This window comes from Paraburkholderia sp. 2C (assembly GCF_054589215.1).
The window spans coordinates 36,917-57,817 of sequence record NZ_BAAILL010000032.1 but is presented as its reverse complement, the minus strand read 5'-3'; the positions used below and the strand labels follow the sequence as shown (position 1 = coordinate 57,817).

The 20,901-nt window shown below is 61.9% G+C and carries 13 protein-coding genes and 1 riboswitch; of the genes, 3 read left to right on the top strand and 10 right to left on the bottom strand.

The features are described from left to right. Nucleotides 1–18: 18 nt before the first annotated feature. A complete protein-coding gene (locus ACYPXD_RS08440; RefSeq protein WP_459709684.1) occupies nucleotides 19–1,089 on the bottom strand; it encodes an SDR family oxidoreductase in 1,071 nt (356 codons plus the stop codon). A gap of 102 nt (nucleotides 1,090–1,191) precedes the next feature. Continuing rightward, a complete protein-coding gene (locus ACYPXD_RS08435) occupies nucleotides 1,192–2,055 on the bottom strand; it encodes a DMT family transporter (RefSeq protein ID WP_459709682.1) in 864 nt (287 codons plus the stop codon). 164 nt (nucleotides 2,056–2,219) lie between these two features. Between ACYPXD_RS08435 and ACYPXD_RS08430 the strand changes: the two genes are divergently transcribed. After that, nucleotides 2,220–3,824, top strand: coding sequence for a methyl-accepting chemotaxis protein (locus tag ACYPXD_RS08430; RefSeq protein WP_459709680.1), 1,605 nt, complete (start codon nucleotides 2,220–2,222; stop codon nucleotides 3,822–3,824). 21 nt (nucleotides 3,825–3,845) lie between these two features. Here ACYPXD_RS08430 and ACYPXD_RS08425 read toward each other — a convergent pair whose 3' ends face one another. Continuing rightward, the gene (locus tag ACYPXD_RS08425) at nucleotides 3,846–4,814 is read right to left on the bottom strand and encodes a GlxA family transcriptional regulator (RefSeq protein ID WP_459709678.1); all 969 of its coding nucleotides are present in this window, start codon (nucleotides 4,812–4,814) and stop codon (nucleotides 3,846–3,848) included. Between the two features lie 122 nt (nucleotides 4,815–4,936). On the opposite strand from ACYPXD_RS08425, the gene ACYPXD_RS08420 reads away from it, so the two are divergent. Continuing rightward, entirely contained in the window at nucleotides 4,937–5,617 is a 681-nt protein-coding gene (locus ACYPXD_RS08420) for a DJ-1/PfpI family protein (protein ID WP_459709676.1), read from the top strand. Between the two features lie 138 nt (nucleotides 5,618–5,755). Continuing rightward, complete coding sequence (locus tag ACYPXD_RS08415) at nucleotides 5,756–7,672, top strand: potassium transporter Kup (RefSeq protein WP_459709673.1); 1,917 nt, start codon at nucleotides 5,756–5,758, stop codon at nucleotides 7,670–7,672. Between the two features lie 64 nt (nucleotides 7,673–7,736). Here ACYPXD_RS08415 and ACYPXD_RS08410 read toward each other — a convergent pair whose 3' ends face one another. The 7 genes from ACYPXD_RS08410 to ACYPXD_RS08380 all read right to left on the bottom strand — a co-directional run bounded on the left by ACYPXD_RS08410 (nucleotide 7,737) and on the right by ACYPXD_RS08380 (nucleotide 20,062). After that, a complete protein-coding gene (locus ACYPXD_RS08410; RefSeq protein ID WP_459711399.1) occupies nucleotides 7,737–9,272 on the bottom strand; it encodes an efflux transporter outer membrane subunit in 1,536 nt (511 codons plus the stop codon). Beyond that, the gene (locus ACYPXD_RS08405; protein ID WP_459709671.1) at nucleotides 9,272–12,613 is read right to left on the bottom strand and encodes an efflux RND transporter permease subunit; all 3,342 of its coding nucleotides are present in this window, start codon (nucleotides 12,611–12,613) and stop codon (nucleotides 9,272–9,274) included. Before ACYPXD_RS08405 ends, ACYPXD_RS08410 begins: the two co-directional genes overlap by 1 nt. Beyond that, nucleotides 12,610–15,729 carry an efflux RND transporter permease subunit gene (locus ACYPXD_RS08400; RefSeq protein ID WP_459709669.1) on the bottom strand — a complete coding sequence of 1,040 codons (3,120 nt, stop codon included), beginning with the start codon at nucleotides 15,727–15,729 and terminating at the stop codon, nucleotides 12,610–12,612. Before ACYPXD_RS08400 ends, ACYPXD_RS08405 begins: the two co-directional genes overlap by 4 nt. A gap of 93 nt (nucleotides 15,730–15,822) precedes the next feature. Beyond that, nucleotides 15,823–17,037, bottom strand: a complete 1,215-nt coding sequence (locus tag ACYPXD_RS08395; protein ID WP_459709667.1) for an efflux RND transporter periplasmic adaptor subunit — start codon at nucleotides 17,035–17,037, stop codon at nucleotides 15,823–15,825. 691 nt (nucleotides 17,038–17,728) lie between these two features. Then, on the bottom strand, nucleotides 17,729–18,838 hold the full coding sequence (locus tag ACYPXD_RS08390; RefSeq protein WP_459711395.1) for a porin: 1,110 nt from the start codon (nucleotides 18,836–18,838) through the stop codon (nucleotides 17,729–17,731). Between the two features lie 243 nt (nucleotides 18,839–19,081). After that, nucleotides 19,082–19,227: riboswitch (cobalamin riboswitch) on the bottom strand. A gap of 44 nt (nucleotides 19,228–19,271) precedes the next feature. After that, nucleotides 19,272–19,583 (bottom strand): hypothetical protein, encoded by a 312-nt coding sequence (locus ACYPXD_RS08385; RefSeq protein WP_459709665.1) that lies wholly within the window; start codon nucleotides 19,581–19,583, stop codon nucleotides 19,272–19,274. Continuing rightward, nucleotides 19,580–20,062, bottom strand: a complete 483-nt coding sequence (locus ACYPXD_RS08380) for a DUF2778 domain-containing protein (protein ID WP_459709662.1) — start codon at nucleotides 20,060–20,062, stop codon at nucleotides 19,580–19,582. The genes ACYPXD_RS08385 and ACYPXD_RS08380 overlap by 4 nt, the downstream gene beginning before the upstream one ends. Nucleotides 20,063–20,901: the final 839 nt, after the last annotated feature.

The following is a 20,901-nucleotide window of genomic DNA, read 5'->3' as shown; positions in this document are numbered from 1 at the left end:
TTGCAATTCGCCTTGCTTTCAGGCCGGAATAATCTTCTCCGCCTTCAACCGGTCGAACAGCGCAAAGAACGCATCGGGCGTGCTTTGATAGTCGAGAAAGCCCGCTTTGCGGCTTTTGCTCATATCCGTCAGCACTTCCATCGGCCGGCCGAGATCGGCATCGGTGTGCCACCACGAGACGAGCGCGTCGATGTCGGGTTCTTTCAGCTGATGGCGCGTCGCGATGTCTTTCCACTGTTTGCCGGCGTTTTGCATCCGGCTTTCCAGTGGCCGCGTCTGACCATCGAATGGTGCGGGCTCGATATCGAAATATTCCGCAAGGCGCGACCACATCCATTTCCAGCGGAACACGTCGCCGTTGACCACATTGAAGTCTTCGTTGCGCGCATTCGGTGACGTGGCCGCCCATTCGAGGTGGCGTGCGAGCAGCCGCGCATCCGTCATGTCCGTCAGGCTTTCCCATTGCGCGGCGGAGCCGGGGAAGATGAACGGCTGGCCCGTCTGCTTGCACAGCGTCGCATAGACGGCGAGCGTCACGCCCATATTCATCGCATTGCCGAGCGCAAAGCCGATGATCGTGTGCGGGCGATGCACGCTCCATCCGAAACCATATTGTTTCGCGGCTTCGAATACGCGGTCTTCCTGCTCGTAGTAAAAGTTGTCGACCGGCTGCCGGCCCTGTTCTTCACGAAACGGCGTAAGCGGCACATTGCCTTGCGCATATGCTTCAAAAGGCCCGAGGTAGTGCTTGAGCCCCGTGACGAGCGCCGCATGCTTGAGCTGACCGGTCGGGCCCAGCGCGTCGAGCACATGTTTGACCATCGCGCCGTTGACGCGAATATTTTCGCGTTCGGTGGCCTGCCGCGACCAGGCGGTAAAGAACACATGACTAAACCGGCGGCCGCGCAATGCGTTCGCGACCGATTCCTGTGAAGTAAGGTCCGCGGTAACGGAATCGATGCCGGCTTGCAGCGGCGTGCGTCCGCGAGAAAGGCCCGTGACCTGCCAGTCGCCGCATGCGAGCAGATGTTGTACGAGATTGCCGCCGACAATACCCGTCGCGCCGATAATGAGTGCCTGTTTTTCCATGGAGAGCCCTTTAATAGCTGCTGCCAATCATAGTCTTTTCGCCGGCGGCGGGCAGCGGACCCGACATGAGCCCGCGAGCGACGCGCCGCCACCGCCGCGCGACTAGCGCCGTCTGAGCGATGCGAGCACGACCGCGCCGCAAATCAGCACGCCGCCGAGCGCGGTCCTTAACGCAGGCGTCTCGCCGATCAGCAGCCACGCGAGGGCAATGCCGTACACGGGCTCGAGGCCGAATACGACGCTCGTCGTTTGCGCGTTGAGGTGTTTGAGGCTCGCCACGACGAGCCCTTGCCCAAGCGCTGTAAAAACGACGCCGAGGACGATCAGATACAGCCAGTCGGTTCCCGAGATCGGGCTTTGCGCTTGCAATGCGAAAGGCACGATGCATATCGCCGCGACGGCCTGCTGATAAAACGACACGCAGGCCGACGGATAGCGCGCCGTATATTGGCGGCTTAACAGCGCGAGCACCGCATAAGCCAGCGCGGAGAGTATTCCCCACAGCACGCCTTGGGTCAGGTGATTGCTGAAATCGAGGCTCGGTGTGACGAGCGCGAGGCCAACCGTGACGACGAACGCCGTCACCATGTCGGCGCGGCGGATTCGCTCGCCGAACACGAGCGGCTCGAGCAAGGTCGTAAATAGCGGAAAAGTCGAAAACGACAGCAAGCCGAGCGCGACCGTCGAAACCTGAATGGAATGGAAAAAGCTGAACCAGTGCAGCGCCAGGATGATGCCGGACAATGCCAGTGCCGCGGTGTCTTTAAGCGTCGCGAGCCTCAGGCTTTGTTTCGTGGCGAACGCGAACAGCAGCAAGGCAACGCTTCCGAAAACGGTTCGCCCGGCCGTCAATTGCGCGGCGCCGACTGTCAGTAACTTTGCGAAAAGGCCGGCGCAGCCCGCCAGCAAGACGGCGAAATGAATCTGGGCGAGACCGAGCGTGTGATTTCTTTCGTATTTATGCATCGGTCAAGCATACCGCAGTTGCCCGATTTGCCGATAACGTGCCACTCCGGATTGGGTTTCGCCTGAATTGCTAATTGGCGCAATAACCTGTCTAATATGCGCCGCGAAGGAGTCTGATTTATTTTGGTTTTATAACCCAAACAACAGCCCTCGATAACAAAACAATGAACCCACTGCTACCGCTCAAAATCCAGGTGAGCCGCCACGCGCGCATGCTCGCTGGATATTTTCCCGCCGCTTTTACGCGCGACGAATCGGATGGCGTCGATATTCGCGGCATCGTTACGCCGAAACTGTTGAACGGCAACACGATGCTGAATCTGAATTACGGCGACGTCGACCGTTTTACGTCGAATACCGGGTCGACTGCGACGCTCTTCGTCATAAGCGGCGAAGACCTTGTGCGGGTCGCGACGTCGGTCAAGCTGCAAAACGGCGAGCGAGCCGTGGGCACCGTGCTCGATCGCTCGCATCCCGCTTACCGGCTGTTGCGCGGCGGGCGGTCTTATACCGGTTACGCGACGTTGTTCGGCAAGCAATACATGACGCAGTACGGGCCGATCACGAATAGCGCAGGGCAGGTGATCGGCGCGATGTATGTCGGCTTCGATGTCAGCGAGGCCTGGACCTTATCGATGGGCGCGAAGCTCGCGCTGCTGACGTTCGTTGCGGCGACAGTGGTGCTGTCGGGCTATGCCTGGCTGGTGCGCGCGGTTGTGCTTGGCGACCGGGCAAACGACAACGCAGCGCAAGCATGGAGTTCGACGCAATCAGGCGAAATCGCGGGATGCGCGCTGCTCGGCGCGCTGCTCGTCAGCATGCTGATTTACGTCGCGCTGCGGCGCGGACTCGGCGTGCCGCTGCGCGAAGCGAAAGCCGCTGCGGAAAAACTGGCCGCCGGCGACCTGACGGCACAAGTGCACGTCAGTCGTCGCGACGATCTCGGGCAACTGATGCAGGCGATCAACGGCATCAGCGTCGGCCTGGCGTCGGTGGTCGGCAACGTGCGGCGGGCGTCCGATACGATCGCGCTGGCCGCGCGCGAAATCGCAGCCGGCAATGCCGACCTTTCGGCGCGTACCGAAGCGCAGGCCGGTTCGCTCGAAGAGACCGCGTCGGCGATCAGCGAATTGACGTCGATGGTCCGCACCAATGCCGGGCACGCGTCGAATGCGAACGAGCATGTCATGTCGGTCTCGGGTCTGGCGGTCAAAGGCGGCAACGTGGTCGGCGAGGTGGTCAATACGATGTCGCTGATCCGCGGCAGTTCGCAGAAGATCGTCGACATCATCGGCGTGATCGACGGCATTGCGTTTCAAACGAATATTCTTGCCTTGAACGCGGCGGTCGAAGCCGCGCGCGCAGGCGAAGAGGGGCGCGGCTTCGCGGTGGTGGCAGGCGAGGTGCGCGGGCTCGCGCAACGCAGCGCGGCGGCGGCGAAGGAAATCAAGGCGCTGATCGGCGATTCGGTCGGCAATGTCGATGCGGGCGGCGCGCTTGTCGACGAGGCCGGACGCAATATGAACGAGATTGTCAGCGCTGTCGAAAACGTCGTGAACCTGATGAACGAGATTACGCGCGCGAGCAACGAACAAAGCACGGGTATCAGCGAAGTGAATCGCGCGATCGTTCAGATGGACGAAATGACGCAGCAGAACGTCGCGCTTGTCGAAGAGGCGGCGGCCGCGGCGGCCAGCATGCGCGAACAGGCGCGCGCGCTCGAAGACGCAGTGCGCGTGTTCCGCCTCGCAACCGACGCGGCGCGCTAACTGGGGCGCGGCCGCCCCGTTTCAGGAAAATCGCTCGCGATACACCTGCGGCGCCACGCCCAATAGACGAATAAAGCTGCGCCGCATCGTCTCTTCACTGCCGAATCCGCAGCGCGTGGCGATCCGTTTCGCGGGCCACGACGTTTCGCCGAGCATGCGTTGCGCAGCTTCGACGCGCAGCTGTTCGACCGTGCGCGCAGGCGTGCGGCCCGTTTCCGCCTTGTAGTGACGCATAAAGCTGCGTTCGCTCATATGCAGGCGTTTTGCCAGCAACGGCACGGAAAGATCCGACGCAATATGCGAGGCCATCCACGCATGCAATTCGCCGAAGCGGTCGTCGGCCCGTTGCATCGACAGCATCGCGCTGAACTGCGACTGGCCGCCCGGCCGCTTCAGAAACACGACGAGTTCGCGCGCGACATCGAGCGCCATCGAACGCCCGTGATCTTCTTCGACGAGCGCAAGCGCGAGGTCGATTCCCGCCGTGACGCCGGCGGAGGTCCAGATATCGCCGTCGCGGATAAAGATCGGATCGGTCTCGACACGCAATTGCGGATAACGTTCGGCGAGTTCGTCGCAGCGCGCCCAATGCGTGACGACGCGACGCCCGTCGAGCATACCGGCCTCGGCGAGCAAAAACGCGCCCGAACATACCGACGCAATGCGCGTCGAACGCGCCGCCTGCCGCTGTGTCCACCGGATCAGGCGCGCGTCTTCAGAGGCCGCGATCACGCCACGCCCGCCAGGGATGATCAGCGTATGGATCTCGCCTTTAACGGACCGTATCGAATCGGCCATCAGCGCGACGCCCGATGAAGTGGCGATCGGGCCGCGTTCGGCCGCAACGACCCGGGGAACGTAAGGCGTGGCGAGCCCGCGTTGCGCCGCGAGTTCGTTCGCGGAAGCGAACACCTGCAGGGGACCGCAAACGTCGAGCAGCTGCACATTCGCGAACGCGAGCAACAGAACAGATCGGGCTTCGCTGGACATGGTTGGCAGAAACTGTGGGAGAAATGGCAATTTCGCCAAAGGCTACCTGCATAGAATCGTTCTGTCCACCTTGCGCATTCCGCCGCGGGGGCTCACCGTTGCATCATTTCACGAGGTATCCCATGACGCTGCAAATCGGTTTTCTGGTGTTTCCGCAAGTCCAGCAACTCGATCTGACCGGGCCGCACGAGGTACTCGCCTCGGTGCCCGGCACCGCGACGCATCTGATCTGGAAAACACGCGAGCGGGTCGTCTCGAGCAATGGGCTCGCACTGACGCCCACCGCAACGTACGACGATTGCCCGCAGCTCGATGTGATCTGCATTCCCGGCGGAACCGGCGTCACGCGTCTTCTGCAGGACGCGGAAACGGTCGCGTTCGTGCAGAAGCAGGCGGCCGGCGCGCGCTATGTCACATCGGTGTGCACGGGCGCGCTGCTGCTCGGCGCGGCCGGGCTGCTTCGCGGGCGGCGCGCCACCACGCACTGGGCATACCACGCGTTGCTCGAACCGCTCGGCGCGATTCCGACGCAGGGCCGCGTGGTGCGCGACGGCAATCTGATGACGGGCGGAGGCGTGACAGCCGGCATCGATTTCGGTTTGACGTTGGCGGCGGAACTCGCGGGGCTGCAGGAAGCGCACGCCATTCAGCTCGAACTCGAATATGCGCCGGCTCCGCCGTTTAACGCGGGCGATCCGCAAACCGCGCCTCGCGAGGTGCTCGAACTCGTGAAGCAACGCTCGGCGCCGAGCTTTGCCGCGCGAAGCCGCGCGATCGAGGAAATCGCACGTGCCCGGGTCTGACGCGTCGAGCCACCGCGTAATACCCCATGTCTCCCTGCTGCCACTTCCTATACTTTTCAAAACCGCAGTGCTGAAGGCGACGACCCGATGCCCCATGCCGCCGCTTTGCTGCGATGCGAAAAACATCAGGAGGAAGACATGGGACACCCCGCATCCGCAGCGGCCGGTGCGCAGCAAATCGGCGTGCCCGACCCGCATCGGCCCGCGCTTTCGCTGGCGGCGCTCGGCGTGGTTTATGGCGACATCGGCACGAGTCCGCTCTATACGTTGTCCACGGTATTCGATGCGGAGAGCGGGCTGCCGCTCAATGCTTTCAATATCGTCGGCATTGTGTCGCTGATCTTCTGGTCGCTGATGATTCTCGTGTCGCTCAAGTACGTCACACTCGTTTTGCGTGCGCACAATCACGGCGAGGGCGGCATCATGGCGCTGCTTGCGCTGGCGGCGTCGTCGGTGGTGGGAAGGCGCCGCTTGCGCCATATGCTGCTCATGGTCGGCGTGATCGGCGCGTCGCTGTTCTTCGGCGACAGCGTGATTACGCCGGCCATCTCGGTGTTGAGTGCCGTCGAAGGGCTAGAGGTCGCCGCGCCGGTGCTGAAAACCTGCGTGGTTCCCGTGACGCTCGTTGCGCTCGTGGCGTTGTTCCTGCTGCAAAGGCGCGGCACGGCTGGCATCGGCGTGGTGTTCGGGCCCGTGATGGTGCTGTGGTTCGTCGTGATCGGCGTTGCAGGGCTCGTCAATATCGTTGCGGCGCCAATCATTCTGGTTGCGCTTAATCCGCTGCAAGGCCTCGGCTTTTTCATGCATCACCGCTGGCTTGCGTTTGTCGCGCTGGGCGCCGTCGTGCTGTCGCTAACGGGCGCCGAAGCGTTGTACGCCGATATGGGCCACTTCGGCAAGCGGCCGATTCGCCTGATGTGGTTCGGCATGGTGTTTCCGGCCCTCGCGCTCAACTATCTGGGCCAGGGCGCGCTGCTGCTTGCGCATCCGGCGGCGCAGCAAAATCCGTTTTATCACCTGTTTCCCGACTGGGCGCTGTTTCCGATGGTCGCGCTTGCAACGGCCGCAACGGTCATTGCTTCGCAGGCCGTTATTTCCGGCACCTATTCGATGGCGAAGCAGGCCATGCAGCTATCGTTTCTACCGCGGATGAATGTGATTCATACGTCCGCGCAGGAAATCGGCCAGATCTACGTGCCCGGCATCAACTGGATACTGCTGGCGGCCGTCGTGGCAGCGGTGCTCGGCTTCGGCTCGTCGACCGCGCTTGGCGCCGCATATGGCATCGCCGTGACGGGCACGATGCTGATCACGACCTTTCTCACGTTCTTCGTGGTGCGGTACGCATGGCACTACAACTGGTTGCTGTGCGTTTGCGCAACGCTCTTCTTTTTCGTGATCGACGCGACGTTCTTCGCCTCGAACCTGTTGAAGATCGCCGCGGGCGGCTGGTTTCCGCTCGTGATCGGCGCGGTCATGTTCACGATTATGGCCACCTGGGGACGCGGCTGGCAACGCATGCTCGCCGAGGCGCGCGTGCGGGCGGGCACGACGCCGCTCAGATCGTATCTGGCGACACTGGTGGCGAGTTCGCCCTTGCGTGTCGAGGGCACGGCCATCTTTCTCACGCCGAATCCCGACGCGGTGCCGCATGCGCTTGCCAATAATCTGCTGCACAACCATGTGCTGCACGAACGGGTGCTGTTTCTGACGGTGATTACGAAAGAGGTGCCGTATGTACCGACCGCTGAGCGCGTGGTGGCGAGGGCGCTCGGTTCAGGCTGCTTTCAGGTATCGGTGACGTACGGATTCAAGGACGAAATCGATCTTCCGAAAGCGCTGGTCGAGTGCAAGGTGGAAGGGATGTCGTGCGAGCCGATCGCCGCGTCGTGGTTCCTGAGTCGCGCGACGCTCGTGCCGAAGCCGGGCAGCGGTATGGCGTTGTGGCGCGGGCGGCTTTTCGCGGTGATGCTGCACAACGTCGGCAATATTGCGGCGTTCTTCAAGCTGCCCGCCAACCGGGTGTTCGAAGTCGGCGCGCAGATCGAGCTTTAGCGGTCGGGTTGCCCCTTCAGGCATGCGCGCGCCGGCGATCACACGTGCGTGGCTGGGAGCGACACTATGGATTCGCCGCATCCCTGGCGCCCGAACTTGCGCCCGAGGCGGCATTCGAACCCGTATTTGCATCCGGCAACAGCGCCGCTTTCTCCGGATGCAGCGGATCGTGCAATACCCCCGACCATCCTCCGCCCAGATCGCCGATCAACGCGGCCGCATCGAGCAATCGTTGCTGCTGCACGCTCAATGCGGTCTGCTGATCGTTCAGTTGCGTCGTTTGCGCGGTGGCGACGGTGGTGTAGTCGACGGTGCCGGCCTGGTATTCGTTCTGCGCGATCTCGGTGCCGCGGATCGCATCCTTCACGGCCGCATCGAGCGCCTGTGCCTGGTTCGCGAGAATGCGCAGACCGGAGAGATCGTTTTCGACGTCTTCGAACGCGGTCAGCACGGTGCCGCGATAGTTCGCGACTGCCGCATCGTAGCCGGCCCGCGCGGCCGCAACCTGCCCGCTGCGCAGACCGCCGTCGAATATCGTCTCGCTCGCGTTCGCGCCCAGCGACCACACGTAGTTGCTGATATGCATCAAACCGTTGAGCGGCGACTGCGTGAAGCCATCGAGTGCGGACAGCGAAATGTCCGGATAGTAGGCGGCGATTGCGATGCCGATCGACGCATTGGCGGCCGCCATCTGACGTTCCGCCGTTGCGATATCGGGCCGGCGCTGCAGGATAGTCGACGGCACGCCCGCGGGAATGTCGGGCAGCGTCGGCAGCGCGGTGCTGTGCGGGATGCTCAGTTCTCCGGGGTTCTTGCCGACCAGCACCGCAATCGCATGCTGAAACTGCGCGCGCGACACGCCCAGCGCAATCAGATTCGCCTGCGCGTTTTCCAGCTGCGTGCGCGCCGAGACAAGGTTTGACGGCGGCACCGTGCCCGCGCGATCCTGCTCGTTGACCACGCGCAGAAATTCGCTGAACGCTTCGACGGTTTGCGTGAGCAGATCGATATTCGCGTCGGTAATGCGCAAATCGATTACCGCATTCGCGAGCGCAATCTGTTCCGACAGCGTTGCATTCACAAGCGTCGCCTCGCTCGCTTGCGCCGTTGCGGAATTCTGTTCGATCGTGCGGCGCACCTGGCCCCACACATCGAGGTCCCAGCTCGCGCTGCCTTCGAGCGAGCCGCCGTTGTTGATGCGCGCGCCGCCCGCCTGCGGAAGGAACGACGAGCTGCCGAACGTGCTGGTCGGACTACGCTCGCGCGTGAGCGAGCCTTGCACGGCCAGGGTCGGGAAAAGCCCCGCACGCGCGATGCGCACTTCGGCGATCGCCTGCTGATAGTTTGCGTAGCTCTGGCGCACGGTCTGGTTCGACACGGCGACCTGCGGCTCGAGTTCGTCGAGCAGCGGATCGTTGAAGGCGGTCCACCAGTCGCCTTTCGGGCCTTCGGCCGCGGTGGGGTGCGCCTGCGTCCAGCCCGGCAATTCAGACCAGGTCGCCGGCACGGCAACCTGTGGCTTCCTGTAGTCGGGGCCGACCATGCAGCCGCTCGTCAACGCGACGAGCGAGAGCGCGAGTAGCGTGCGGGTCATGTTCATCATTGCGCGCCCGTATCCGGTGCATCCGGTGTGTCGGTTGTGGGAGGCCGGCGGTTCCACGGCAGCTGCGCGGACCAGCGCGCCACCTTCGAACGCAGGCGGTCGAGATAGAGGTAGATCACGGGCGTCGTGTACAGCGTAAAGACCTGGCTCAGCACGAGGCCGCCCATCACGGTGACGCCGAGCGGCTGCCGTAGCGATGCACCCTGGCCGATGCCGATCGCGAGCGGCAGCGCACCGAGCACGGCGGCGGCGGTCGTCATCATGATCGGGCGCAGACGCACGACCGCGGCTTCGTGAATGGCTGCGCGCGCATCCATTTTTCCGTTGCGCTGCAGCTGGATCGCGACGTCGACCATCATGATGCCGTTCTTCTTGACGATACCGATCAGCAGAATAATGCCGATCATCGCGATCACCGAGAACGGCGTGCCGAAAATCAGCAGGGCAAGCGTCGCGCCGATGCCGGCCGACGGCAGGGTGGAAAGAATGGTGAGCGGGTGGATCGTGTTCTCGTAAAGCACGCCCAGCACGATATAGACGACGACCAGCGCGGCGAAAATCAGCAACGGCACGGTGCCCATCGACTGCGCATACGCTTGCGCGGCGCCCGCGAATGCGCCGTGCACGGAGGCCGGAATGCCGATCTCGCGCGACGCCTGTTCGATTGCCGCGTCGGCCGTGCTCAGCGAACCGCCGGCCGGCAGGTTGAACGAGATCGTGCCGGCCACGAGGCCGCTCTGGTGGTTGACCTGGGTGGCGGTGTGGCTGCTCGTCCAGTTGATCATCGCGGGGAGCGGCACCATCGTTTCGGCTGCCGTACTATCGGCGCTGCCGGTCGAGCTGCCGCCCTTGCTGTTCGCAATGCTGTTGGTCTGCGAGTTTGCCTGGGCATTCGAATTGAGCGCATTGGTGGCCGCCGCCGCGCTGGCCGCCGCGGCAATTGCAACCGGCTGCGTCACGCCGCTAACCGTGCCGCCCTGCATCTGGGTCTGCTGCGTGCCGCTCGCGTTGCCGGCGGCGGTACTGAGATAGATGCCGCTCAGCGATTGCGGATACTGCCAGTATTCGGGCGCGACCTCCATCACCACAAAATACTGATTCAGCGGATTGAAAATCGTGGATACCGTGCGCTGCCCGAAGGCATCGTAGAGCACGTTGTCGATCTGGTTCGCCACGAAGCCGTAACGCATCGCGGTGCTGCGGCTCACTTTTACGTAGGCCTGCAGGCCGTTTTGCTGCAGGTCCGAATTGACATCGGCGATCTGGCCTCGATGTTTGCCGAGCGCGGTAACGAGCTTCGGCACCCATTTGAACAGCGCGTCCGGGTCGTCGCTGGTCAGCGTGTACTGGTATTCGGCCGCCGATTGCCGTCCGCCGATACGCAAGTCCTGCTGCGCCTGCAGGAACAGTTGCGCGCCGGACACGGCGCTGAGCTTCGGCCGCAGCCGGTTGACCACTTGCGTGGCGGAAAGATGCCGTTGCGCAAGCGGCTTGAGCTCGATAAACACGTTGGCCGTATTCAACGCGCGCCCGCCGGTAAAGCCCGCCACCGATTGCACGGCCGGGTCTTTCTGCACGATGGCCTGCAGTTGCGCGAGCTTCTTTTGCATCGCGTTGAAGGAAATGCTCTGGTCCGCGATGATCTGCCCGATCAGAATGCCGGTGTCCTGCTCGGGGAAAAATGTCGCGGAGAGAAAGCGGAACAGGAACACATTGGCGACGAGCAGCGCGATCAGCGAAAGGCCGATCAGCAGCGCATGATCGAGCACGAGCTCGAGCGAGCGGCTATATGCGTCGCGAAAACGCGTGAAGCCGTTGTCGATCCACTGCGCGATGCGCCATTTCGGATGGCCGGCCTGTTCGCGCTTCAGCACATAGGCGCACATGGTCGGCGTGACCGTCAGCGAAATGACGAGCGACAGCAGAATCGCAATCGACAGCGTCACCGCGAACTCATGGAACAGCAGGCCGACAATGCCCGGCATCAGCAGAATCGGCAAAAACACGGCGATCAACGAGAGGCTCATCGATATGACGGTAAAGCCGACTTCGCCGGCGCCGCGTATCGCCGCTTCTTTCGGGTCGAGTCCGGCTTCGATATGACGCACGATGTTTTCGAGCACGACCACCGCATCGTCGACCACGAAGCCGGTGCCGATTGTCAGCGCCATCAGCGACAGATTGTCGATGCTATAGCCGAGCAGATACATCGGGCCGAACGTGCCGACAATCGAAAGCGGCAGCGCGACGGCGGGAATCAGCGTTGCGCGCGGCGACAGCAGGAAGATGAAGACCACGCCCACCACGAGCAGTACCGCGATAAACAGCGTGCGCTCGGTATCGGAGGTCGATGCGCGCACCGACTCCGAGCGGTCGATCGCGACATTGATATGAATCGAACTCGGCATCGCCGCTTCGATGGCGGGCAGCCGTGCCTGGATCTGGCTGACCGTCTTCACGACATTGCTGCCCGGCAGCGGATAGACGATCACGAGCACCGCGGATTTGCCGTTATAAAGACCCGCGTTACGGATGTTCTCGTTCGAATCGATCACGCTCGCGACATCGCGTAAAAGAACGGGCGCGCCTTGCCGGTAAGCAATCACGATGTCGCGATAGGGCGCCGCGTTGCTGATCTGGTCGTTCGACAGGATCTCGAAGCGCTGGCCTTTCTGGTCGATATGACCTTTTGCGCTATCGGCGTTGGCAGCGCTGACGGCGGCGCGCACGTCCTCGAGGCCGATGCCGTAGCTATTGAGCTTGCCCGGCTGCAGTTCGACGCGCACCGAAGGCAGGGCGCCGCCGCCGAGCGTGATCTGGCCGACGCCGTCCACTTGCGATAACTGCTGCTGAATCACCGAGTCGGCGGAATCGTAGAGCTGCGCTTTGGTGAGCGTATCCGACGTCAGCGCGAGCACCATGACCGGCGCGCTCGCGGGGTTGTACTGGCGGTAGGTTGGATTGGCACGCAAGGTGGTCGGCAGATCCGCGCGCGCGGCCTGGATCGCTGCTTCGACATCGCGCGCGGCGCCGTTGATATCGCGATTCAGGCCGAACACGACGACGATCATCGAGGTGCCGACATAGCTCGTCGACGTCAGTTCGGCGACGTCGGCGATCGTGCCGAGCCGGCGCTCGAGCGGTTCGGCAACGGTCGAGGCCATCGTCTCGGGGCTGGCGCCGGCCATCTGCGCCTGCACGACGATTACCGGGTAAGCGACATTCGGCAGCGGCGCGACCGGCAGCTGGAAATACGCGAGAAAACCCGCCAGCAGAATCGCAACCGCTAACAGACTGGTCGCGACAGGCCGCCGGATAAACAGCGCCGAAATATTCACGGCGCGCCCCGCTGCGCGCCGCCTTCATCGCGCTCGCGGCGCTTGCGCGAGAAGCGCCGCGCGAGCCGGTCGAAGAACAGATAGATGACGGGCGTCGTGAATAGCGTGAGCACCTGGCTTAACGTCAAACCGCCGATAATCGCGAGGCCGAGCGGCCGGCGCAGTTCGGAGCCCGTGCCGGTGCCGAGCAGCATCGGCAGGGCGCCGAGCATCGCGGCGAGCGTGGTCATCAGGATCGGGCGGAAGCGCAGCAGCGACGCCTCGAAAATCGCTTCGCGCGGCGATTTGCCGTGCACGCGTTCGGCTTCGAGCGCGAAGTCGACCATCATGATCGCGTTTTTCTTCACGATGCCGATCAGCAGCACGATGCCGATAATGCCGATCACGTCGAGGTCGCTGCCCGCGATCATCAGCGCGAGCAGCGCGCCGATGCCGGCCGACGGCAGCGTGGACAGAATCGTCACCGGATGGATATAGCTTTCGTACAGCACGCCGAGCACGATATACACGGCCGCCAGCGCGGCGATCAGCAGATAGACCTCGCTCGAAAGCGAATCTTCGAACGCTTGCGCCGCGCCCTGGAACGTCGACGTGATCGACGGTGGCAGATTCACGGCAGTCTCCGCGTCGCGAATCGCACGCACGGCGGCGCTCAGCGAGGCATCCTTCGCGAGATTGAACGAGATCGTCACGGACGGGAATTGCGCGAGGTGGCTCACCACCAGCGGCGTGCGCACGATGTGCAGCTTCGCGATGCCCGATAGCTGCACCTGGCCGCTGCTGCCCGTCTGGCTCGGCAGATAGAGGTTGCCGAGCGATTGCACGTCGGCCAACGCTTCGGGCTTGGCCACCAGAATGACGCGGTACTGGTCCGACTGCTGGAAGATCGTCGATACGATGCGCTGGCCGAGCGCATCGTAAAGCGCGTTGTCGATCGTCGCCGCGGTGATGCCGTAGCGCGCCGCGAGCTGACGGTTCACGTCGACGTAAATGCCGAGGCCGTCCACGTTGAGGTCGCTTGTCACGTCGCTGATCGACGGAATCTTCTTCATGCGATCGATGAGCGCGGGCACGTATTGCTGGAACGCCTGCTCGTTCGGACCGCGCAGCACGAAGTTGTACTGGTTTTTCGTGACGGTCGTATCGAGCGTCAGATCCTGCTCGGGCTGCAGATAGAGCCGGATGCCCGGCACTTTCTCCGTTTCCTCCTGAATGCGCCGGCCGATTTCCTCGGCCGTCAGCGAACGGTCGTCGCGCGGGCGCAGGTTGATCAGAAAGCGCCCGTTGTTCAGTGTCGTATTCGTGCCGTCGATGCCGACGTAAGACGTGAGCGACACGACGTCCGGATCCTTGAGGATTGCCTGCGCGAGGTCGTTTTGCCGTTTGACCATCGTCGAGTACGACACCGAGTTGTCGGCGACGCTGATGCCTTGCAGGACGCCGACGTCCTGCACCGGGAACAGACCTTTCGGTATGACGATGTAGAGAATCAGCGTGAGTGCCACGGTGCCGAGCGCGACGAACAGCGTCAGCGTCTGATGGTCGAGCACCCAACGCAGGCCGCGCTCGTACGCCGCGAGCGTTTTGTCGAAGAGCCCTTCGCTGATGCGCTCGAAGCGGCTCGGATGCCGTTCGGCCTGGGCGCGCAGAATACGCGCGCACATCATCGGCACGACCGTCAGCGAGACGACGGCCGACAGCACGATCGTCACGGCAAGCGTAATGGCGAACTCGCTGAAGAGCCGGCCGATCACGCCGCCCATAAACAGCAGCGGAATCAGCACTGCGATCAGCGACACCGTGAGCGACAGAATCGTAAAGCCGATTTGGCCGGCGCCCTTCAAGGCCGCCTCGAGCGGACCCATGCCTTCTTCGAGGTAACGCACGATATTCTCGATCATCACGATCGAGTCGTCGACGACGAAACCGGTTGCGATGATCAGCGCCATCAGCGACAGATTGTCGATCGAGTAGTTGAGCTGGTACATCACCGCGAGCGTGCCGATCAGCGAGACCGGCACGGAGATGCTCGGGATGATCGTGGCGGGCACGTTGCGCAGGAACACGAAGATCACCGCGACGACCAGCACGATCGCGAGAATCAGTTCGAACGCCGCATCGCGTACCGACGAGCGGATCACACCGGTGCTGTCCGCAACCACGGTTACCTTCATGCCGGCCGGCAGCGTCGATTCGAGCTTCGGCAACTGCTGCATGATCTGGTTGACCGTGCGGATCACGTTCGCGCCGGGCTGGCGCTGCACGTTGATGACGATCGCCGGCGTCTTGTTGAACCACGCGCCGCGCTCGACGTCCTGCGGCGCCTGGCTTGCGCGCGCGACGTCGCGCAGATAGACGGGCGCGCCGTTCTGATACGCGATCACCGAGTTCATATAGTCCTCGGGGTCGACAATCTGATCGTTGCCGTTGATCGTGTAATCGAGCTCGGGGCCGTCGAAATTGCCTTTCGGCTGGCTCACGTTGATGTTCGCGAGCAGCGTGCGCAGGTCGTCGATATTGAGGCCGTATCCCGCGAGTTTCTGCGGATCGGCTTCGACCCGCACGGCCGGCACATTGCCGCCTGCGGTGGTGACAAGACCGACACCCTGCACTTCGGAAATTTTGGTCGCGAGGCGATTGTTCGCAACGTCCTGCAACTGCGTGAGCGACATCGACTTCGACGTCAGCGCGAGCGTAAGGATCGGCTGGTCCGCGGGATTGACCTTGGCGTACGTGGGCGGCGCGGGCAGGCCGGCGGGCAGGAAACTGTTGGCCGCGTTAATGGCCTGCTGCACGTTCTGCTGCGCGACGTCGAGGTTCAGCGACAGATCGAACTGCAGCGTGATGATCGACGCGCCTTCGGAGCTGTACGAGATCATCTGCTGCAGGCCCGGTATCTGGCCGAGCTGCACTTCGAGCGGCGCGGTCACCGTGGTCGCCATCACGTGCGGGCTCGCGCCGGGGTAGAAGGTCTGCACCTGGATCGTCGGATAGTCGACCGACGGCAGCGACGAGACCGGCAGGAACTTCATCGCGACAAGGCCGATCAGCACGAGCGCGATCATCAGCAGCGACGTCGCCACCGGTCTCAGGATAAAGAGGCGGGAGAAATTCATCGGCGCTGGAGGGGCGGCTTATGGCCGGCTTGTGGAGTGCGTGTCGGTCTCTTGCCGGACTTGCCGGTCGCTCGTCGGTCAGTCATCGGCGCCTCACGAATCCTGCGCTTCCGCGTTTGCGTCCGATGCGGCCGGCGCCGCGCTGGCGCCGCTTGCCGGTGCCGCGCGTGCGGCGCCCGGCCTGATATGCGCGCCATCCGACAAGCGGTCGAGCCCATCGGTCACGACGCGCTGGCCCGCGGTCAGCCCCGACGTGATCGCGGTGTACGCGCCGTTGGTCGGCCCGATCGCGACCTTGCGCACCGACACGGTGTTGTTGGCATTCACGACGTAGACGTAGTCGCCAGGTGCGCCGGTCTGCACCGCCGAGGTCGGCACGAGCACGGCGTTCTGCAGTGTGTCGACGAGCAGCGTCACATTGACGAATTCGTTGGGGAAGAGCGCCTCGTCGTCGTTCGGCAGGCTCGCGCGCAGCGTGACCGTGCCGGTGGCGGTCGCCATCTGGTTGTTGATGGTGTAGAGCTGGCCCGTTGCGAGCTGCTTCGAGTTGTCGCTGCTAAAGACCGTGACGGGCAGCTTCGCGCCGGTATTGAAGCGACGCAGCACATGGTCGAGCGAATTTTGCGGCACGGTGAATTCGACCGTGGTTGGTTTCATCTGCGTAATCACGGCAATGCCGGGCTGGCTCGACGCGGTGACGTAGTTGCCCGGATCGATCAGGCGCAGGCCGATGCGGCCCGAGATCGGCGCGGTGATATGGCAGTAGATGAGATCGAGATCGAACTGCGCGATGTTCGCAAGGTCCGCCTTGACCGCGGCCTCGTCCTGTTGCACGAGGAATTGCTGATCGACGTAAGTCTGCTCGGCAATGGACTTGTGCTCGTTCAGTTGTGTGAAGCGCGCGAGGTCGGCGCGGGCTTGCGCGAGCGAGGCGTTGTCCTTTGCGAGTTGCGCCTGAGCTTGCTGCTTGCTGATTTCGAACTGGCGCGGATCGATTTGCGCGAGAAACTGGCCTTTTTCGACATCCTGGCCCTCGCGATAACCGACGGCGGTCAGATAGCCGCTCAATTGCGGCAGCACAGTGACGGTTGCGATCGGCGTAATCGTGCCGAGCGCGCTCAGCGTTTCCGGCATCGAACCTACCGTGGCCGTTGCGACGGTTACGACTTGCGGGGCCGCCGCGCGCACCGGCTTTTTGCCGCGCAGCACGTGCAGCACCGCGAAGGCAATCAGCACGACCACGATGACCGCGATGATCAGCGGACCGCGGCGCCGGGGCTTCTGTTGTGGGGTCGTCACAGCGTTCATGGCTACCTCGCGCGTATTGTTTTTGAGCGTGACCGCGACGGCGACCGTGGCCACGGCTGTGACCGCCGGCCGAGCCGCGGGGCGGGCGCCGTGATGGTTCGGCCGACGCCGGGCGGATAGCTATGCTGCATACGCGTTCTCATCGATTGGTTTTCCCGTTCCGAAGGAGCACCCCGTCCAACCAGGATCGAGAATTAAAACGAGCTTTCGAATAATGTGCCGGCCCGAACGCGAAATGCATAGGATGACGTGATGTACGGCACGCACACCTTACGATTGGCTAGCAATCCGTTCGGGATCGGCAATGACCCATCACTTTAACCGCTCAGATCAGGAAGACACAGATTTCGTGTAACGCGGCGTAATGGGAGCGCGGTGCCGGATGGGGCGCGGTAAGGTCCGGAGATCGGGGTATCAAGCACGCAATGCACGGCGCAAAGCGCCAGACGCGGGTTTAGCGCGACGGGAAAGCGTCGCGCTTGACGGTAACGCGGAGGAATCGTGACGTCCGCGCGTCGGCGCAGGGCGGCGCCAAGGACAACGCTAAGCGCTTTGATTTCTTTCAAATCGCTTTATAGTGACGCGTTATCCCTATCAGGATTTTGACCTGTATCTCGTGATCTATCGAATCAGAGGTTACGATGCAACGCCTTCAATATAGGTAAGTGGCCGGTTGGACTTCGTTCATCGTTCAGAACCGGTGGCGGATGCCTGTCGCGACAAGCAGCTGATTGCGGCCGCCCGATGGATCGATTGAGTTGATCACCGCGAGTGTGCCGGCCGAGGCACGCTGATAGACCGCTTCCACATAGACGTCCGTGCGCTTGGACAACTGATAGTCGGCTTGCAGCGCGCCCTGATGCCAGTGTTGCGACGATGCATTCGAATACACGTACATGCCGGCCAGTACCAGTGTGGGCGTGGCGAGCCAGACCGCGCTGATCTCGTAGTTGCTGAACGCGACGGACGGCAAGGCGGCGCCGCTGTCGATATCGGCGACGCCTGTGTAGATCGAGCGCGACCATGCGCCCGCGAGCGTGATGTCGCCGATCACATAGTTGGCGCCCGCGGCAATGATGTCCTGCTTCTGCGCGCTTGCGTCGACGGGCGGCGCGGGCGGGGACGTGCCGCCGCTGCCCGGCAGGGCAGCCGGTTCGAAGGCACCGATGTCGTTGAAGCCGCGTCCGTTGTTGTGCATCCACGCGACGCCGGCACTGAATGGACCATGGGCATAGTTGGTCGCGATACCGTAGGCACGATTTTCAGCGAAGCGTCCCGCGGTATTCGAAAACGCGTACATGCCGCCGAACGTGAACCCGCCGTATGAGGCACTCGCGTATTTGATGGCGTTGGCCGCGAGATATGAATTGTTGGCGTTGTCGTTATCGAAAGGATGCGCGAACGCGGTGCCGCCGGTTCCGCCGGTAAGCGTGAACGTCTGGAAGTAATCGTGGATGAGGTCGTACTGGTGGCCCAGCGTCAAGGTGCCGAGCCTGTCCGATTGAAGGCCGACATAGGCGGGGTGATCGTTGATGTCTTCACCGGACGTCACCGAAAAGCCACGCTCGAGACGAAACAGCGCCTGGGTGCCTTCGCCGAGTTCTTCGGTGCCCTGGACGCCGAGGAAGCTACCGTCGATCAACCCTGACGTTGCGAGATATTGCGTGTGTCCATTGACGTTGCTGACATAGGCGAGGCCGGTGTCGAGTTCACCGTAAAGCGTCATGCTTTGCGCATTCGAGTTTGCGCCTGATATTGCAAGCGATGCGCCGACGAGCGAGCAGCAGATCAATCGGTTCATATTGAAGAAGAGCAAGTTGAGCAACGAGATGTGCGACAAGGACGAGTTCGACCATGCCCGTGCACAGTGGCGCGCGGGCATGGAGGTGTGCGTATTCGTTCTATGTGGGGACTTGTGCTCAGCTCAACCGGGCGGGCTGATTGAAATGCTGCTTGTTATGTCGGCCGACGCTCGAGGCCGACGATGTTGGGCAATGAAGTTCATGTTGCGGCTCCGTGGGGTTGCGCGCCCCGGGTTGGTCCGATACAGGAACGAAGGCAGGTCTGGCTCCTGGCTCAATGGCGCTTTAAGCATGCGCTGCGTTAAGACAGATACAGTGGCGCGACCGCGCCGGTTTCTCACCGGCTTCCGTGCTTCGTTCCGTGGGAATCTGTTTGATTTCGCTTGCTGACAACGTTGAAAGTGAGAGAAAGCATAACGGAAGAAGGCACGCTTACCAAGCGATGTGTTGGGTGGTTGCGTCAGGTTTTGCGACGCTTCGCCAAGCGGTGTGCCGCGCGTGCGAGGAGCCATAACGCGAGGCCGGTGAGCGTCCACGAGATGCAGGCGATGATCGCCATTGCCCAAAGTTCAGCATGGTCGGCGTTGTATAACCCCCAAGTCCCGTGACGCGAATCGCAAACATGACCGAGGCATGAAGCCAATCCGGCATGTCCATCGGCCAGTTGAGATAAGTATTCGCGATTGTCCCTCCGATGAAATAGGTCGATGCGATGTAGGCGAAGATGCGCAGCGCTATTTTCATTGGACCACCACTGTTCCGTATGCTTTGTCGGTTGTACCTGGAACAGGAATGTCGGGAGGTCGCGAGCGAATGTGACGTTCGAGCCTATCAAATTCGTCCTGCGTTCCGACAGTGATGCAGCCTTCGCTAACTCCTCGGGAGCCAGCAGCATGCAGACGGAAAGCGCCGCGCTTGACTCCGTTGATATAGGTCGTGTCGCCCGTCCGTTCATTCCAGAGCATGACCCATCTCGATCGGTCGGTCGTGCCGATATTTGCTGATGTGACCAGATCATAGAGCCATCCCAAACGCCCGCCTGAATGTCGGTCAAGCAGATAGTATTTTCCCGGTGGCAGAGGTCCGATCTTGGGGATTGCTACCGCCTTCGGGTTATCACGACCATCCTGCTGCCCCGAATACGCGGTCACCCCACCCAACCCCGAACACCAAAGCGTCGACGTCCGCTGACTGTTCAGCCTGAAAGTGCACTGTACTGGCATCGCCGATCCCGCTCAGGCCGTACGCCACGCATCGGCAAACAGCAGATTGCCGTCGTGGTAGTTCCACGTAATCTCGCCATACCGGAATTCGACGATCTCGGATACGGTTAAAGTCAGTGATGCAAACTTTTAACACGCGACTCTTTTCGCCGTGTAAAAAACTGTCGCGCGATATCCGGCAAAGACGCCCGGGCGGGGTTAGGCCGAGTCGAGGCATGGTCCCAGGCATATGTGGCGTTCGACCTGTAGTTAAATCCGGTTCGATACGTTTTTTAAAGAGGAGTATTCTCTTTTTGATGATGGAAATGCGTTATGAGGTCAGGTATATGATTTGCGTAATTAAACAGATATGCGGCTTATTCGTATCTATTGAAGTCGTGTGTGATTATCAATGTGGGTCCCTGGTTTTTTAAAGCGGATATCGTGCTGTGACCTGGTGCCAGCGTAGATTTTCGCGTTTCTTTCAATATTGTCGGGTGTGTCACGTATATGTGACATTTCGGCGATCCTTTATAGAATTGGTTCATAAACAGACTTGCCGAAGCGTTGTATCCATTAGTGCGCCGCACTTGTCCGGATCTTATTGCGATATATGCAAACTCTCTGTAGACAAAAAAGTTTGCTTATGCGAGAGTTCCTGAGAGCACTAAATCTTGCATTCGTATACAAGCGCTGTGCGGTGATCACGTCATTCACAAAATGACGAGACCCCTGGCTGAACGTGCTCGAGCTGTTGCCGAAAGAGAGAGGTGTTGCATGAGCGTGCCACGCGCGCTGTCGTGCAACGCGCATGTCCACATCTAATGGCCGCGTAAAGACGGCCTGAAGAGGAAACGGTA

Bases quoted from the DNA above. Each gene is read 5' to 3' on its own strand.
- ACYPXD_RS08440 (WP_459709684.1), bottom strand. From the start codon at position 1,089: ATGGAAAAACAGGCACTCATTATCGGCGCGACGGGTATTGTCGGCGGC.
- ACYPXD_RS08435 (WP_459709682.1), bottom strand. From the start codon at position 2,055: ATGCATAAATACGAAAGAAATCACACGCTCGGTCTCGCCCAGATTCAT.
- ACYPXD_RS08430 (WP_459709680.1), top strand. From the start codon at position 2,220: ATGAACCCACTGCTACCGCTCAAAATCCAGGTGAGCCGCCACGCGCGC.
- ACYPXD_RS08425 (WP_459709678.1), bottom strand. From the start codon at position 4,814: ATGTCCAGCGAAGCCCGATCTGTTCTGTTGCTCGCGTTCGCGAATGTG.
- ACYPXD_RS08420 (WP_459709676.1), top strand. From the start codon at position 4,937: ATGACGCTGCAAATCGGTTTTCTGGTGTTTCCGCAAGTCCAGCAACTC.
- ACYPXD_RS08415 (WP_459709673.1), top strand. From the start codon at position 5,756: ATGGGACACCCCGCATCCGCAGCGGCCGGTGCGCAGCAAATCGGCGTG.
- ACYPXD_RS08410 (WP_459711399.1), bottom strand. From the start codon at position 9,272: ATGAACATGACCCGCACGCTACTCGCGCTCTCGCTCGTCGCGTTGACG.
- ACYPXD_RS08400 (WP_459709669.1), bottom strand. From the start codon at position 15,729: ATGAATTTCTCCCGCCTCTTTATCCTGAGACCGGTGGCGACGTCGCTG.
- ACYPXD_RS08395 (WP_459709667.1), bottom strand. From the start codon at position 17,037: ATGAACGCTGTGACGACCCCACAACAGAAGCCCCGGCGCCGCGGTCCG.
- ACYPXD_RS08390 (WP_459711395.1), bottom strand. From the start codon at position 18,838: ATGAACCGATTGATCTGCTGCTCGCTCGTCGGCGCATCGCTTGCAATA.
- ACYPXD_RS08385 (WP_459709665.1), bottom strand. From the start codon at position 19,583: ATGAAAATAGCGCTGCGCATCTTCGCCTACATCGCATCGACCTATTTC.
- ACYPXD_RS08380 (WP_459709662.1), bottom strand. From the start codon at position 20,062: ATGCCAGTACAGTGCACTTTCAGGCTGAACAGTCAGCGGACGTCGACG.